Origin of the sequence: Halovivax asiaticus JCM 14624, from assembly GCF_000337515.1 — an archaeon.
Classification (GTDB): domain Archaea; phylum Halobacteriota; class Halobacteria; order Halobacteriales; family Natrialbaceae; genus Halovivax; species Halovivax asiaticus.
The window spans coordinates 49318-65052 of the sequence record NZ_AOIQ01000023.1; the positions used below are offsets into that span (position 1 = coordinate 49318).

The following is a 15735-nucleotide window of genomic DNA, read 5'->3' on the forward strand; positions in this document are numbered from 1 at the left end:
TCGCTCAAAACGGCACGTAGCCTGTTATCGTCGCGACTGCGGCGACGACGATGGTGATGAGATTCGCGACGAGAAAGGCCATCGACGAGCGCCAGGCGAACAGCAGAAACGTCGCGAGGGGGATCGTTGCGATCGCCGCTGGCCAGGCTCCCTGCAGTGCGAGAATCGTCAAGAACCCCGTCGTGAACAGGAAGAGGACGTCGATGACGAGAGCGTTCGCGTTCCGGCGGCGGAGTTCTTCGACCGTAATCGCGAGTGTCGACGAGCGCGAGCGCCGGTCGCCGTCGGCGGCAGCGTCGCTCATCCGCCACCGCCGCCCGCGCTCTCCTGCTGGACCTCGGCGAGTGACTCGGCCATCGACGAGACGTCCTGGTCGGGATCGGCCCAGAGGCCGGTGAGCTGTGACCAGAACTCGGACTGGAAGGGGTCGCCGAGCGTGTCGTCGAGGTCGGGGACGAGATCGACCTCCTCCGCCTGCTGGGCGAGCGTCTGCATGACTTCCAGGCTATACGCGTCCGTCGGGACGTCCGTACTGGAGGCGATGAAGCCGCCCTGCTCGGCCCAGATCTGCTGGGCGTCGGGGCTGACGAACGCTTCGACGGCACTCGTCGCCTGATCGGCGTCGTCGACGTACGACGGGACGGTGAACCAGTTCTCCGCCGCGACCATCGACTCTGTCCCGGGCAGTCTGAACACGCCCAGATCCGAGGGCTCCTGGATGGCGTCGAAGCCGGTCGTGAACGATCCCTGGAAGTACAGCGGGATCTGGTTCTCCCAGAGGTACTCGAACTGAATCCCGAAGTCGCGCACCTCGCTGAAGTAGCCGTCCGCGATCAGTCCCTGGATCTCTTCTAAGGCGGTGACGACGCGGTCGTCGGTCATCGACGCCTCGCCGGCGATGAGGTCGCGCTGGAGTTGCGCGCCGTCTTCCTGGCGCAGGATGAACGCCTCGGTGACGTCAGAGAGTGGCCAACCGGTGCCGTTGCCCGACGCCAGCGGTGCGTCGACGCCGTCGATTCCCTGGATCTCGTCGAGCAGGCTCATGAATTCGTCGTAGTCGCCCGGCTCTTCGAGGTCATTGTCGTCGAAGAACGACTGGCGATACCAGAACCCCGGTTTGAGGTCCATCTTGAAGGGTGCGCCGTACTGGTCGCCGTCGACGGTCACCTGTTGGGAGTCCGGAGCGAAGTTTCCGCCCTCCCAGACGCTGGTCACCGGCTCCAGGTGCCCCGATTGAGCGTCGGACTGCACTCGCGCCGGTGATGGCATCACGACGATGTCGGCCGTCGCCACGCCGGCTTCGTAGTCCATCAGCGTCCCGGTGAGGATCGCCTCCGTATCGCGCGGGTCGTAGGCGATGTCGATGTCCAGCTCGTCCTGGACGTAGTCGACGACGTCGAGGAAACTCTCTTCTTCGCCACCGGTCCAGACGCCCGTTACGGTCAGATCACTGTCGCTACCGCCGCCTGGCCCTCCCTGACACCCAGCCAGGCCGACGATGCCGGCGCCGGTCGCAGCGAGGACCGTTCGTCGGTCGAAACGGTGTCGTGTCGCGTCCATGTGTAGCCCTGCCACCGAGGACGGGGATATCAGTATCTCATGGTCTCGTGACTACTTCTGACTGACATTGTGACAGTCGTCCGTTCGGTGGCGTCGACTCCCGAACGGCGCTGCGCCCGCCGCCACGCCTGACGGGCCCGTACCTCAATCCTTTTATTTCCCGTCTTCCTTTGCCCCGACATGAGCGAAGACGAGGGCACGGAACCGACGGCTCGCGGGATCCGGCCGGACGACGAGCCCCCGGGGGACGAGTCGGCCCCGCCCGCCGCGTCCGAATCGGGGGGCACGGACGACGGATCGAGCGACGAACCGACCGACATCGACGGAGACACCCACGCTGACGATACTGTCACCGCGGCGGATCCGAACGACCCAGCGGGTGCGCCCGCTCACGACCACGAGTCGGACGAAGCGACAGACGAGTCGACGGGTGATCGATCGAGACAGGGTCCGGAGACCGCTGCGGAACTGCAGGCGCTCCTGGACGACGTCGCCGAGTACGACGAAGCCCTCTCACAGGAAGTCGCGAGCGTCGTCGACACCGCACGCGAGGTCAACGAGACGGTCGAACACCAGCGCACGGAACTCGCCGACCTCCGCGGGCGAAACGACGAACAGGCGGAGACGATCGACGGCCTCCACGACGAACTCGGCGATAGCGCAGCGCGGATCGAGACGCTCGAAACGAAACTGGCCGAGCGCGACGACCGTATCGAGGAACTCGAAACCGAGCTCGCGGAGACGACCGACCGCGTCGACGAACTGGAAGAGGCGCTGAAACGCAAGCAAGCCGACTTCCAGAACTACAAGAAACGGGCCAAAAAGCGCCAGGAGCAGCTCAAGACGAGGGCGACGGAGGATCTCGTCGGCCGACTCGTCGGCGTTCGGGACAATCTCAAGCGCGCACTCGACGAGGAGAGCGACGACGCCGGCTCCCTGCGCGAGGGCGTCGACATGACGCTGCGGGAGTTCGACCGCGTCCTGGCCGACGAGAACGTCGAGGAGATCGATCCCGAGCCGGGAAGCGAGGTCAACCCCCAGCGCCACGAGGTGATGGTCCAGATCGACAGCGATCAGCCCGAAGGGACGATCGCGGAGGTCTTCACGCCCGGCTACGAAATGGGCGAGAAGGTCATCCAGTCCGCGCAGGTCACGGTTAGTAACGGTGCGCTCGCCGACGACGTGGACGCCGAAGCCGACGGAAAAGGCAGATCGGAGACCGACGAGGAACCGGATTCGGCTGACGACGGATCAAGCGACGGGGGCGACGAATCGATCGATGCGCCAGACGACGAAGCCGAAGCGACGGGTTCCCACGACGAGGCTGGCGCGTCGGACGCCGAAGACGCCGACGCTGATAATGCTGCCACAGGCGACGCTACGACGCAGGACGCCAAGCAGTCCGACGACGCTGCCGAAGCGGCGAGCGAATCGGGCGCTGACGACGTCAACGCGGCTGGCGAGGCGTCCACTGGCGCCGGTGAGGACGCGATCGAACTCGGCGGCGAAGTCGATTCGAGCGACGACGCCGGTGCTCCCGACGAGGGCGACGGCGACACTGAAGAGGAGACGATCGAACTCGGCGGTGACGTTGCGGACGGAGACGAATCCACGACCGACGACGCGGCGTAACTGTACGCCGGGGCGGCGCACCGGCCTGTCGGGGAGACGCTCTTCTTTTCTCGGTCGCAACCACTCTCGGCGAGCGGATACTGGTGGAGTAGTTCTTGCGTGTGATCGCTGTCAGATTGACTGTCAGCTCTCGTAGTCCTTTTTCAGTCCGGTCTGCCCGCCCGCCGGTGAGAAGTCTCTGCGTGGCACACAATCGCCCTTACGAAGAGGTCCTCGAGTGTCCGATGTCTGTCGTGCTGCCTTCTCGACTCGTTACAATCGGCCTGCCTGAGTGTGCTACTGCCCGCCAGCGCTGCTTCCTTCTATAATACCAAGTAAACTCGGTCTCGTCCACCAACATTTAAACCAAAGTGCGCACAAAGAGGAGGTGATGACGAGCAACAAGATTCTCGGGATCGACCTGGGGACGACAAACAGCGCGTTCGCGGTGATGGAAGGGGGCGACCCGGAGATCATCGTCAACGCAGAGGGCGACCGGACGACGCCGTCGGTGGTCGCGTTCACGGACGACGACGAACGACTCGTCGGGAAACCGGCGAAGAACCAGGCGATCCAGAACCCCGAACACACGATCTCCTCGATCAAGCGCCACATGGGCGAAGAGGACTACGCCGTCGACATCGACGACGAGGCGTACACGCCCGAGGAGATCTCCGCGATGACCCTCCAGAAGATCAAGCGCGACGCCGAGGAGTACCTCGGTGACGAGGTCGAGAAGGCGGTCATCACGGTCCCGGCGTACTTCTCCGACCGCCAGCGCCAGGCAACCAAGGACGCCGGCGAGATCGCCGGGTTCGAGGTCGAGCGCATCATCAACGAGCCGACCGCGGCGGCGATGGCCTACGGGCTAGACGACGAGTCCGACCAGACGGTGCTCGTCTACGACCTCGGTGGCGGGACGTTCGACGTCTCCATCCTCGACCTCGGTGGCGGCGTCTACGAAGTCGTCGCGACCAACGGTGACAACGACCTCGGTGGTGACGACTGGGACCACGCCATCATCGACTGGCTCGCCGACGACTTCGAGGACGATCACGGCATCGACCTGCGCGACGACCGCCAGGCCCTCCAGCGGCTCAAGGACGCAGCCGAGGAGGCCAAGATCGAACTCTCCTCGCGCAAGGAGACCGAGATCAACCTGCCCTTCATCACGGCGACCGACGACGGTCCGATCCACCTGGAAGCGTCGCTCACGCGTGCGAAGTTCGAGTCGCTCACCGCGGACCTGATCGAGCGGACGGTCGAGCCGACCGAGCAAGCTCTCGAGGACGCCGGCTACGACAAGGACGACATCGACGAGGTGCTGCTCGTCGGCGGGTCGACCCGGATGCCCCAGGTCGCAGATCAGGTCGAGGATCTCACCGGGAAGGAACCACAGAAGAACGTCAACCCCGACGAGGCCGTCGGGCTGGGCGCGGCGATCCAGGGTGGCGTGCTCGGCGGCGAGGTCGACGACATCGTCCTGCTCGACGTGACGCCGCTCTCTCTCGGTATCGAGGTCAAGGGCGGGCTCTTCGAACGACTCATCGAGAAGAACACGACGATCCCGACCGAGGAGTCGAAGATCTTCACTACCGCGGCGGACAACCAGACATCCGTGCAGGTACGGGTCTTCCAGGGTGAGCGAGAGATCGCCGAGAAGAACGAACAGCTCGGCGAGTTCCACCTCACCGGTATCCCACCGGCCCCGGCCGGCCAGCCGAAGATCGAGGTCGCGTTCTCCATCGACGAGAACGGGATCGTCAACGTGACCGCCGAAGACCAGGGAACTGGCGAATCCGAGGAGATCACGATCGAGGGCGGTGCGGGTCTCTCCGACGACGAGATCGACCGCATGCAGCGCGAGGCCGAAGAGCACGCCGAAGAGGACGAGCAGCGTCGTGAGCGGATCGAGGCTCGCAACGCCGCCGAGGCGACGATCCAGCGCGCCGAGACGCTATTAGAGGAGAACGACGAGGTCGACGACGACCTGCGCGACTCCATCGAGGCCGCCGTCGACGATCTGGAGGAGACGATCGACGACACGGACGCCGACGCCGACGACATCGAAGCGGCGACCGAAGAGCTGAGCAAGGAACTCCAGGAGATCGGCAAGCAGATCTACCAGGAGGCCGCCGCCGGCGCCGAGGGCGCTGGGGCCGACATGGGTGGCGCCGCGGGTGGCGCGGCCGGTGCTGGCATGGGCGGTGGTCCCGGTCCGAACCCCGGCCCGGGCGGCGCTGCCGGTGACGGAACCGAAGAGGAGTACGTCGACGCCGACTTCGAAGAAGTCGACGACGAGGACGAGGACGCCTAGGCGACACTGACGGCCCAGCTTCGACGAATAACTTGCATCGCGGCCGGTTCTGTCTCCGGCTGGCGACGCCCGCGACTCGCTCTTTGATTGCCCGATGCGGTTCGTCCGACAGCCTTTCTCGTCGCGCCGACCGCGGTTTATCGACGGTTACGATCGAACACCACGCGGTGTCCCCCGCGGGCGAACCCGCCGTCCGCCGGCGGAGCGGCGGACGACGACCGAGTTACCGGTAACGCGCCCTTGATCGGTGGGCCCTCGAATCACCGCCGGTTCCGCCTCGAATCTCGGTTCGCCCGTCGCCGGAAATCCGGAACTATCGGTGAAACGATTCTCCGCGTTTAGGAGTCAGACGCCGGAACCGCCGAACGCTATGAGTCGAGATTCGACCGATGCTGACGAGCGGCGAATGTCCGCGGACCGAAAGACGATCCGCGGCTGGGCGGACGAACACCAGGCGATCCCGATCAGAGACGACGACCGATCGACGGACGAGGCGCCGCGGTATCGAGTAGTCGGCGAGTCGACCGTCGGCGACTCGCACGAACGAGCCGACTGGGACGAATTCTTCGACCATCTGGACGAGGGCGACCAGGTCGTCGTCTACCGGGGTGCGGAGACGGACCAACCGTTCGAGGTGATCGACCGGACGGAGGCGATTACCCGGGGCGACCTCTCGGAGGCGGAGCTCGAAGAGCGCCTCATCGAGGGCGAGGTGGTGACGAGCGAGGTGCGGGAGACGACGGTGGTCGAGAGCGTGGTCGTCGAGGAGGCCACCATCGAGAGCGAACTCGTCGACACCGACCTGATCGATCAGGAGGTACTCGACGCGGAACTCGTCTCCCGTGAGTGTACCGGCTGTCGCCTCGTCGGGGACGGGGAGCACGAAGCCAGCCACCGCGACTGGTTCGACGAGGGCCGGTACGTCGGGTCGCTCGATGCCCGAATGCCGGCCGACGGGACGACAGCGTCCGGGCAGACGGCTGGCGGGGGCGCAGGCACACTGGACCCGGACCACGAGCACGCGACGGAGATGGACGTCAACGAGGCCGGCACGCGTGGTGAGGGAATGGCAGACGACCCCACTCCGCAGATCGACCTCTCGAACGCGCCGTACGCCGCGGAGTTCGACGTCGAGGAGATGTGGTCGGTGACGCGTAGCTTCGTCGAGCGGTTCACGATCGAGAGCCGGGTCGCGGAGACCGACGTCGCCGGGACCGATACGGTGGAGGGTCGCGATATCGACGTCGAAGGACTCCACCGATCGATCGCGACGAGCGAGTTGCTCGACGTCGACCTCTCCGCCGACGAGGTGCTGAGCCAGTGTGAAATCCAGACGGAGTTCGCCGAGGACGATCGCATCCGTACGCAGTTCGATCGCGAGCGCGTCGTCGAGGACGACGTGGTGGATCGAAAGCTGCTTCGGGCGGACGTGACCGGCGGCACCGTCGAATCGATGGAGGTCACGAGCAGTCGGGACGTCTCCACCGAGATAACCGACGAGGCCGTGTCGGGCGACTCCGGGACTTCGACCGGGCTGACCGGCGGCGAGTCGATCGACGCTGCTGATCGGGAATCGGGCGCGGTTGGCGGCGTCGAACCTGACGTCGGCCGGGTGACGCTCACGGACGACGAGGTCGGAAAGACCGTCGTCGACGCGACCGGCGAAGAGGTTGGGATGGTCGCGGCCGTCGAGGAGAACGGCGAGGTGATGCAGGTCGACGCGCACCCGGGTCTCACTGACCGGATCAAGGCCGCCCTCGAGTGGGGAGATGCAGGCGAGGACGAGTATCCGGTCGAGATCGAGCAGGTGGCACGCGTCACGGACGATCAAGTGCAGTTGAAGGGAACCGAGAAGTTGGACGGCTCCGAGCGGGCCGACTGACGGTCCTCGGTCGGCCGGGCGTTCGCCACATCCACTCGTTGCAAATCGACTTCAGTTTCCGGCTTCGAGCGCCGATTCGACGGACCACCTCGCCGCGAGGCCCGAACGGTCCCTTGAAGTGTTTCAACCCATTATCGAGTGGTAACGAATGAGCGAGGACTTCTACGACGTGCTCGGCGTGAGTGCCGACGCGTCCGCCGAAGAGATCAAACGGGCCTACCGGGAGAAGGCGACGGAGTACCACCCGGACGTCTCGGACGAACCCGACGCCGAGGAGAAGTTCAAGAAGATACAGAAGGCAAAGCAGGTGCTGACCGACGACGAAAAACGCGAGGCCTACGACCGGATGGGTCACGACCGCTACGAGCAGGCCGAAAAACACGGCTTCGATGCCAGCGACGCTGGTGCTGGCCCCTTCGGCGGCGGAGCCGGGATGGGTGGCAATCCGTTCGGCGGTGGCGGCATGGGCGGCGGTGGCATCGGCGACATCTTCGAACAGGTGTTCGGCGGTGGTGGCGGTCGCGGCCGTCGCCGACCGCGGTCCGGAAACGACCTCCGAACGGAACTCGATATCTCCCTGGAGGACGCCTACGAAGGCGTCGAACGACAGTTCTCGTTCGAGCGACCGACCGAATGCGACACGTGCGAGGGAGCCGGGCACCCGCCGTCGGCCGACGCGGAGCAGTGTCCGGAGTGTCAGGGCCGCGGCCAGGTGACGCAGGTTCAGCAGACGCCGCTCGGGCGCGTCCAGCAGACGACGACCTGTCGGCGCTGTGAGGGCGAGGGGACGCTCTACTCGGAAACCTGCAGTGACTGTCGCGGCGAGGGCTACGTCCGTGACGAGGTGACGTTGACGGTGGACGTGCCGGCCGGTATCGAGGACGGCCAGACCCTCCGGATGGAGCGCGAAGGGGCGCCGAGTCCCGAGGGCGGTCCAGCCGGCGACCTGCTGATCGACGTCTCGATCGCCGAACACGAGGAGTTCGAGCGCGAAGGCGACGATCTGCACTATCGCCTCCCGGTTTCGTTCCCCCAGGCGGTCTTCGGCGACGAGGTGACCATCCCGACGCTCGACGGCTCCGTGTCGTTCGACGTGCCTGCCGGCACCCAGAGCGGCGAGACGATGCGTCTCGGCGGGAAGGGCATGCCGCGCCTCCGGGGCCGCGGCCACGGCGACCTCTTCGTCACCGTCCAGATCGTCACGCCCGAGTCGTTAAACGAGGAACAACGCGACGCGCTGGAGGCGTTCGCCGAGGCCGGCGGCGACGAGATCGAGGTCGCAGACGGCTTCTTCGATCGGATCAAGCGCGCGTTTTGAGCGCTCATCCGTGTTCTCACGGCGGCTCGACTGTGAAAGTCCGTTCGTACGTTCGCACCCGCTCGATGACATCGGGCGGGGTCACGGTCGACCTGGATCACCGCGTTTTTGCGCCCACCGGACCGACGGCTACGTATGGAGACCGTCGCCGACTATCTCACGCGTGATCGACGGAGTGATCGGCCGGCGCTCGTCGATTCGACCGGGCGCACCTACGACGCACACTGGGTGTGTACCTCGGCCTGGAAGGCGGGAAACTTCCTCAGGCACACCGGCGTCCGTCGTGGGGTCACCGTCGGCGTCGTCGGTGATGGACCGCTCGCCGTCCTCTCGTTTCTCGGGACCGCGTTGCTCTCGGGGCGGACCTGGTTCGACCCGCCGTCGACGGCGATCGACGCCGCCTCATCCGCCGCGAGTGACGCCGAATCGCTCCGGACGATCGTCGCGCCGGCGACCCAGCTCGAGGACGTCGAAGCCGATCCGTCGACCCAGCTCGTCTGTTACGGCGGTGAGCCACCTGCGCCAGGTGTTCACCACCTCGACGCGGGGCTCTGGAGCGAGAATCCGTCGTTCCCGCCGGTCGATATCGATCCCGAGACGCCGCTGCTTGCGGTGACCGACGGCGATGGGACCCGACATGGATCGATCAGTCACGCCACGGCGCTCGCGGAAGCCAGGCGAATCGCCGGGACGTTCGACATCGAGGCCGGGACGCGCGTCGTGGTCGACCGGGCGTTCGACGACCCTCGAACCGTCGTCGCCGGCGTGCTCGCACCGCTCGTCGCGGACGGGGTCACCGTCCTCACTGGCGGGACGGGTGGACGAACGCAGTCCCAGACGCCTGAATCGTCTCTCGACGGTGGTGAGGACGGTGCCGAGTCGACCGAGCCCGAGGGAGCGCTCTTCGTCACCGACGCCGACGCGACGTCCGTACCCGAGCGACGACTCCCACTCTCCGCGGTCGAACTGGACGTCTCGTAGCGACGGATGGTTGCGACGTGGCAGTGAGTCGAGGGCCGCCCGTCGACCGTCCATCGCTTGCACGCTCGGGTGCCGTGACTAAGCCCACTCTCGATGCAGGTCGGACCGGGTGATGTCCATGAATGCACTCGAAGACATGTTCGAACACAAGCTCCGTCAGCAGTACTACGCCGAGACACAGCTGGTCGACGAACTCGACCACATGGCTCGGATGGCCGACAACGAGCAGCTGAGCGACGGGATGGCCGAGCACCGCGACGAGACCAGAGACCACGTCTCCCGGCTCGAAACGGTTTTCGACGAGATCGGGTCGACACCGGCCCCGATCGAGGATGCCGTCGTCGACGGCCTCCACGAGGAACGTATCGAACTGGACAAGTCGATCGACGACGCCGGGATGCGCGACATGGGCTATATGACGGCCGGGATGATGACCGAACGCGTCGAGATGACGGCCTACGAGGGACTCGAGCTAATGGCGGATCGGATCGGGTACGGAAGCGAGGTGATGGATCCGTTGTCGGCCAACAGAGAGGAGGAAAAGTCGGCGTTCAGGGAGCTCGAGGCGATGTCGGAGTCCTCCGAGATGAGGTCGTTCTGGGATCGGATCACGCCGTCTTGAACCCAACGGCGTCCCGTGTCCTGACAGCGCACCCTGTCTGACCAGGCCCGCACGGATGGACCGAACTGCCATCTCGATCGGCCAACGGGCCCGGAGCCGTGCGATGCCGGGCATCGATTTTCCCGTCCGGTCGTCGGAGCGTGACTATGGACACAGCAGCACACTGGGACGACATTCGGACGCAACTCGCGGCGCTCGACGACGGCGCGGCGCTGGAGACGCCCGTCTCGGGCCGTCGGTTCACTATCCGGTCGATCGAGGACGACCGACTCGTGATCGAATTTTTCGACAGCGGGGAGGATCGAACGCTCCGGCGCGAGCAGTTCGACGTGCTCGTCGACCGGCTCGAATCGAACCCGATCCGCGTCGAGACGCTGCAACCGGGCGTCGAGCCCTACGTCACCGTGCTCACACTCACGTCCCACATCGTGATTGACGGTGATGACATCGTGTTCGACCCGGCGGCGGAAACGGCCGGCGAGAGTCCGTTTCTCGTCAGCCCTGCCGAGGCGCGAACGGCGCCGGACCGGCTCCACGACGACGTGCTCTTGCTCGCCGAACACCTCCATCGGTTCGACGTGTCGGAACCGGACGAACTGACGACGACGGACCTGACCGATTGCTACGTCATCAGCTCCGACGTCCAACGTGGTTCGGACCGCCTCCGAACGACGTTTCGCGACGAACTCCTCGACCGCCTCGGTCCCGATCAGCGATTGCACGGCCGGTTCGGGACGATCACGCGGGCGACCCGGGAACGTCGATCACTCCGCGACGAGGCGACCGTCTTCGACGCCCTCGATGCCCACGACATCCCGCACGAGTGGGTCCGCGGCATCGATCCGACGAAGGTCGACGTCGTGCTGTCGGTGACCGACCTCGAACCCGACGAGGTCTACGACCGATCAGAGTCGGTCTACGTCCAGAAGACCGGCGTCGACGAGGACGAGAAGTACGAGTTCCTCGCTGGTATCCGCGACCGGCTCACCGAACTCGAAGGGAAGGAAGGCGACGAACTGCGAGACGAACTCACGGATATCGAATCGCGGATCGAGGCGGCGCTCGGTGCTGGCTAATTCGTCTGCCGAACATCGGGCTCCGGCGATCGGAACGTCCTCCTCGTCGGTCCTGGGGCGGACATGTGCAGGCACAGGCGCTATCGCCGGTCCTCCCCAACATCCGCCGAATGATCGTCTCGCGGCTGGCTCGTCACTATCTCGACCCGCCAAACTCCCGATGGCTTCGGCGCTCTTTTCACCTGTTGTGGCTCGTCGACATGATGACGGCGGTGCTGTTGATCTTCGCCCCGTACGCGAAGGAACTGAACCCTGTCACGGTCTTTTTCTACGATGTGTTCGGATTTGCGGGAGTTGCGCTTGCCGCCGCTACCTACGCGGGGATCGTCGTCGCCGTCGGTCACTATCTCTCACACCCGATCGACCTCGCGTTCCTCGTGACGGTCGTTTCGATGTACCTCTTCTTCGTGTTCAACAACGTGATCGTCCTGGCGTTCGACCGGACGATCCGCGGGATTGCGGCGGAAGCGTCGCCCGCGCTCGTCGGCTTCTGAGCGCAAGTTGCGTGTCTCCTCGTCGACGGATACGCCGGCGGAATCGACAGGAGCGTTCTATCGCGCTTCGTCGAGCGCTTCGAGTGCTCCAGGGTTCTCGATGCTGCTCATGTCGCCGAGATCCTCGCCGGTGTAGGTGGCCTCGATGGCGCGGCGGATGATCTTGCCCGACTGGGTCTTCGGGAACTCGTCGACGAAGAGGATCTCTCGCGGGCGGAAGGGCTTGCCGTGTTCCTCGCCGACCTGTGCGCGCAGTTCGTCGCGTAGGCCGTCCGACTCCGTTTCCTCGTCCTCCAAGATCACGTAGGCGACGACGGCAGTACCGGTCGTCTCGTCCGGCGCGCCGACGGCGGCGGCCTGGTTCACGGCGGGGTGGTCGATCAGTGCGCCTTCGACTTCGGCTGGACCGACCTTGCGACCGGCAACGTTGAGGGCGTCGTCGGCGCGACCGTGGAGGAACCAGAAGCCGTCCTCGTCCTGCTGGGCCCAGTCGCCGTGGTCCCAGAGGTCGTCCCAACTCGACCAGTACTCCTCGAGATAGCGCTCGTCCCCCGACCAGAGCGACTTGGTCATCGAGGGACAGGAGTCGCGCGCGACGAGGAACCCGCGTTCGTTCTCGTCGGCGACGGACTCGCCCGCCGAGTCGACGATGTCGATGTCCATCCCGAGGCCCGGGCCGCCGAGCGTGCAGGGCTTGAGATCGTTGATGGGCATCGGCATGAGGAAACAGCCACAGATCTCGGTCCCGCCGGAGATGTTGATGATCGGCGCTTCGCCGCGACCGACATTTTCCAGGAACCACTGCCAGGATTCGGGGTCCCAGGGCTCGCCGGTCGATCCGAGGATCCGCAGCGAGGAGAGGTCGTGTCCCTCCAGCCACTCGTCACCGTGCTTGCGCAGTGCGCGGATCGCTGTCGGCGAGATGCCGAACTGCGTGAGTTCGTGGCGGTCGATCAGTTCCCAGAATCGGTCCGGCTCGGGGTGGTCCGGGGCACCCTCGTACATGAACATCGTCCCGCCGAACGAGTGGACCCCGATGAGCGTCCACGGGCCCATCATCCAGCCGATGTCCGAGACCCAGAAGAATCGGTCTGCGGGTTTCAGGTCGAACCCGAAGTAGAGCTCTTTTGCACACTGCAACTGGACGCCGGCGTGGGTGTGGACGATCCCTTTCGGCTTGCCGGTCGTCCCCGAGGAGTAGAGCAGCATGGACTCCTGGTCGGCGTCGAGCGACTTCGTCTCGTACTCGTCGTCCTGCGTCGCGACGGCGTCGGCCCACGTCTCGTCGCGGGCGTCGTCCCAGGGCATGTCGGACTCGGGCTCGTGACCAAGCCGCTGGAACGTGACGGTGTGTTCGACGTGACCGGCTTCGTCGATGGCCTCGTCGGCAGCCCCCTTGAGCGTGATCTTGCCGCCACGGCGGTAGAAGCCGTCGCCAGTAAACAGCACCGAACACTCGGCGTCGGCGATCCGGGTCGCGGTCGCGTCCACGCCGAACCCGGAGAAGATGGGGACGGCGATGGCGCCGACTTTGAAACAGCCGTAGAGGATCGAGATGACTTCGGGAACCATCGGCATGTACAGGCCGACGGTGTCGCCGGTCTCGATGCCGACCGATTCGAGGTAGTTCGCGACCTTGTTCGACTGGCGAGCCAGTTCGTGATACGTGACCTCGCGGACATTGCCGTCTTCGCCCTCCCAGATGCAGGCGACGCTGTTGCGAGTCGGCTCTTCGACGTCGGCCCAGCGGTCGACGGTGTTGTGGGCGATGTTGAGTTCCCCGCCGGGGTACCACTCCGAAAACTGCGGTCCCTGTTCGTCATTTCGCACGCGATCGTAGTCCTCGTAGAACTCGATGTCGAGATAGTCGACGAGTTCGTCCCAGAACCACTCGACACCGCTTTCCTCGACGCCATCGACGTCGCTCGTCGTTCGTTCGATGAGTTCGTCGTAGTCGTCGATGTCGTACGTTTGCATGAACTCCCAGACGTTCGTCGACTCGACGAACTCCCGGGACGGTTCGTAGGCCACCTCGTCGATGTACTCGCCGGTCATTGTGCTCGTCGGGTGGGTTTCGCATACACCCCGAAGAAATTTGCCATCCGTTGCCACGCCTGCGGCCAGCGCTGGGTCGACCAGTTGGTCCGCTGGCTCGGCGCTATCGCTATCGTCGGACGTCACGCCGCTCCACCGTTCGGCGTGCCCGCAAACACTTTTGCGCCACACCACCAAGTTATCCGTATGTACGTACGGGACGCGAAGAACCGGGAGGAGGTGTGGCTGCTCGACCGGATCGAGGAACTCGGTCTCGATGCGACGGCGTTCCGTTCGCGCGACTACGTTATCGCCATCGACGAGGTCTCGAACGAGAAGGCCGGCTTCGGGCGCATTCGTCTCCACCGGCCGGACGATGGCGAACCAGCCTGTGAGCTGACGAGCATCGGCGTCCTCGAAGACTGGCGCGGACAGGGCGTCGGCGCCCACGTCGTTGAACGCCTCGTCGAGTACGCCGGTGATCAGGACTTCGAGACGGTCTACGCGTTGACGGGCGAGGGCCCGTATCTCGCACAGTTCGGGTTCGAGTCGATCGACGCGGATGCCCTGCCGGGACCGCTTCAGACTCGTCTTGAAGCGAAGCGAGACGGCGTCGATCCCGACGCCAGCCCGCTCCGGGTCGCCGTCGACCAGTTTCAGGTCCCTGATCGGCTTCGCGGGGCGTTCAAGGCAGCCAGCAAGGAGGAGGCTGCCGGCGACGACGAGACGACAGCGGAGGAGTTCGGAATCGATCCGGAGACGGCCACGTACAAGTACGACACCGGCCGGTGACCAGAACGACACTGGCCGGTGACCGGAGCCACCCGCTGTGAATTTGAACGACGACCGACCTCTGACTTTCACTCTGTAATCTCGCTCACGTGCGTGGCGTTCCGGATCAATCGTCGTACCGGAATCCGCCTCGTACGCCGGCGTCTGGACGCTCGTACCCCAACCGATTACCGCCGCCGGTAATTCTCAATTCTAACATTTTTGGGCATATTAATGAATGTATAAGGTACACATATGGGGGTAGGATTTTATATTTGGATCTGATGTCAGGTTCCGAGACAGGTGATGGAGTTGATGAATCGAACGAAAGTGGTGGGGCACAGGCGACGTACACCGAGCCCGAATCGGGCGGACAGACCGGCCGCCAGCACCCGGGCGGCTTCGACCGTTCCCAGCCCGGCACGGATCTCGGTGAGCTGTTGTCCGATCACGAAACGCAGCGATTTCTCAAGGGACTACTTGGAACGTTCGCCGTCCTCTCGGTGGCGATCTTCCTCATGTTCCTTCTGGTCGATGCGTTCGGGGATCCGTCGCTTACGATCGATGCGGACCTGGCCAGTCAGGAACAGGAGCAGGTACACGACATCTACCTATTCAGTATCGTACAGACCGCGCTGGGTTTCCTCCCGTATCTAGGCATGCTCGTCGTCGCCGGGTTCGGTCTGCTCGTCGGGACACAGTTCTCGAAGTCCAACGGCGAGAAGTTCAAAGTGAGTGCGATCGGTGCTTTCGGTGGGCTGGCGCTGTTTGTGTTCGTAACCATCTTCCTCGGCTCCACGCAGCTTCCGGAACTCAGTTCGGGCGGCTCTTCGGGGATCGTGGTTGGTACGTCCCTCGAGACGACACAGTTGCTCATCAACAGTCTCGTCTTCGGCACGGTCGGGGCAATCGTCTCGGTCGGCGTCACGTACGTTTCGGTCACGTTCACCGAGTGAACAGCCGCTTCTCGCACGAAGAACGGTTTTTTTTGCAGGGACGCGATCGAGTATCGTCCTCGCACCGTTGTGACGTGGCTGCGGTGGAGTGTTCGAGGGCGAAGGTTTGCCAT

At 64.9% G+C, this 15735-nt stretch carries 13 protein-coding genes; 10 read left to right on the forward strand and 3 right to left on the reverse strand.

The window, feature by feature from the left end:
- Positions 1-4: 4 nt before the first annotated feature.
- Positions 5-304 (reverse strand): hypothetical protein, encoded by a 300-nt coding sequence (locus tag C479_RS15215; protein ID WP_007704574.1) that lies wholly within the window; start codon positions 302-304, stop codon positions 5-7.
- Positions 301-1560, reverse strand: coding sequence for an ABC transporter substrate-binding protein (locus C479_RS15220; protein ID WP_007704575.1), 1260 nt, complete (start codon positions 1558-1560; stop codon positions 301-303). The genes C479_RS15215 and C479_RS15220 overlap by 4 nt, the downstream gene beginning before the upstream one ends.
- A 180-nt stretch (positions 1561-1740) precedes the next feature.
- On the opposite strand from C479_RS15220, the gene grpE reads away from it, so the two are divergent.
- The 8 genes from grpE to C479_RS15260 all read left to right on the forward strand — a co-directional run bounded on the left by grpE (position 1741) and on the right by C479_RS15260 (position 11861).
- Entirely contained in the window at positions 1741-3192 is a 1452-nt protein-coding gene (gene grpE / locus C479_RS15225; protein ID WP_007704577.1) for a nucleotide exchange factor GrpE, read from the forward strand.
- Between the two features lie 370 nt (positions 3193-3562).
- Positions 3563-5488, forward strand: a complete 1926-nt coding sequence (gene dnaK / locus C479_RS15230) for a molecular chaperone DnaK (protein WP_007704579.1) — start codon at positions 3563-3565, stop codon at positions 5486-5488.
- 370 nt (positions 5489-5858) lie between these two features.
- Entirely contained in the window at positions 5859-7370 is a 1512-nt protein-coding gene (locus C479_RS15235) for a hypothetical protein (protein ID WP_007704580.1), read from the forward strand.
- A 148-nt stretch (positions 7371-7518) separates the two neighbouring features.
- On the forward strand, positions 7519-8688 hold the full coding sequence (gene dnaJ, locus C479_RS15240) for a molecular chaperone DnaJ (RefSeq protein WP_007704583.1): 1170 nt from the start codon (positions 7519-7521) through the stop codon (positions 8686-8688).
- Positions 8689-8823: 135 nt separating this feature from the next.
- Positions 8824-9669: a hypothetical protein gene (locus tag C479_RS15245; protein ID WP_007704585.1), complete on the forward strand. Its 846-nt coding sequence runs from the start codon at positions 8824-8826 to the stop codon at positions 9667-9669.
- A gap of 112 nt (positions 9670-9781) precedes the next feature.
- Positions 9782-10291 carry a YciE/YciF ferroxidase family protein gene (locus C479_RS15250; protein ID WP_007704587.1) on the forward strand — a complete coding sequence of 170 codons (510 nt, stop codon included), beginning with the start codon at positions 9782-9784 and terminating at the stop codon, positions 10289-10291.
- 146 nt (positions 10292-10437) lie between these two features.
- The gene (locus C479_RS15255) at positions 10438-11367 is read left to right on the forward strand and encodes a hypothetical protein (protein WP_007704589.1); all 930 of its coding nucleotides are present in this window, start codon (positions 10438-10440) and stop codon (positions 11365-11367) included.
- Between the two features lie 110 nt (positions 11368-11477).
- Entirely contained in the window at positions 11478-11861 is a 384-nt protein-coding gene (locus C479_RS15260; protein ID WP_049907434.1) for a hypothetical protein, read from the forward strand.
- A 57-nt stretch (positions 11862-11918) separates the two neighbouring features.
- On the opposite strand, the gene C479_RS15265 is transcribed toward C479_RS15260, so the two are convergent.
- Positions 11919-13916, reverse strand: a complete 1998-nt coding sequence (locus C479_RS15265; RefSeq protein WP_007704595.1) for an AMP-binding protein — start codon at positions 13914-13916, stop codon at positions 11919-11921.
- A gap of 186 nt (positions 13917-14102) precedes the next feature.
- Between C479_RS15265 and C479_RS15270 the strand changes: the two genes are divergently transcribed.
- Positions 14103-14687 carry a GNAT family N-acetyltransferase gene (locus C479_RS15270; RefSeq protein ID WP_007704599.1) on the forward strand — a complete coding sequence of 195 codons (585 nt, stop codon included), beginning with the start codon at positions 14103-14105 and terminating at the stop codon, positions 14685-14687.
- A gap of 263 nt (positions 14688-14950) precedes the next feature.
- Positions 14951-15622, forward strand: a complete 672-nt coding sequence (locus C479_RS15275; protein ID WP_007704602.1) for a hypothetical protein — start codon at positions 14951-14953, stop codon at positions 15620-15622.
- Positions 15623-15735: the final 113 nt, after the last annotated feature.

Bases quoted from the DNA above. Each gene is read 5' to 3' on its own strand.
- C479_RS15235 (WP_007704580.1), top strand. From the start codon at position 5,859: ATGAGTCGAGATTCGACCGATGCTGACGAGCGGCGAATGTCCGCGGAC.
- C479_RS15245 (WP_007704585.1), top strand. From the start codon at position 8,824: ATGGAGACCGTCGCCGACTATCTCACGCGTGATCGACGGAGTGATCGG.
- C479_RS15275 (WP_007704602.1), top strand. From the start codon at position 14,951: ATGTCAGGTTCCGAGACAGGTGATGGAGTTGATGAATCGAACGAAAGT.
- C479_RS15215 (WP_007704574.1), bottom strand. From the start codon at position 304: ATGAGCGACGCTGCCGCCGACGGCGACCGGCGCTCGCGCTCGTCGACA.
- C479_RS15270 (WP_007704599.1), top strand. From the start codon at position 14,103: ATGTACGTACGGGACGCGAAGAACCGGGAGGAGGTGTGGCTGCTCGAC.
- C479_RS15220 (WP_007704575.1), bottom strand. From the start codon at position 1,560: ATGGACGCGACACGACACCGTTTCGACCGACGAACGGTCCTCGCTGCG.
- C479_RS15255 (WP_007704589.1), top strand. From the start codon at position 10,438: ATGGACACAGCAGCACACTGGGACGACATTCGGACGCAACTCGCGGCG.
- C479_RS15250 (WP_007704587.1), top strand. From the start codon at position 9,782: ATGTCCATGAATGCACTCGAAGACATGTTCGAACACAAGCTCCGTCAG.
- C479_RS15260 (WP_049907434.1), top strand. From the start codon at position 11,478: ATGATCGTCTCGCGGCTGGCTCGTCACTATCTCGACCCGCCAAACTCC.
- C479_RS15265 (WP_007704595.1), bottom strand. From the start codon at position 13,916: ATGACCGGCGAGTACATCGACGAGGTGGCCTACGAACCGTCCCGGGAG.
- dnaJ (WP_007704583.1), top strand. From the start codon at position 7,519: ATGAGCGAGGACTTCTACGACGTGCTCGGCGTGAGTGCCGACGCGTCC.
- dnaK (WP_007704579.1), top strand. From the start codon at position 3,563: ATGACGAGCAACAAGATTCTCGGGATCGACCTGGGGACGACAAACAGC.
- grpE (WP_007704577.1), top strand. From the start codon at position 1,741: ATGAGCGAAGACGAGGGCACGGAACCGACGGCTCGCGGGATCCGGCCG.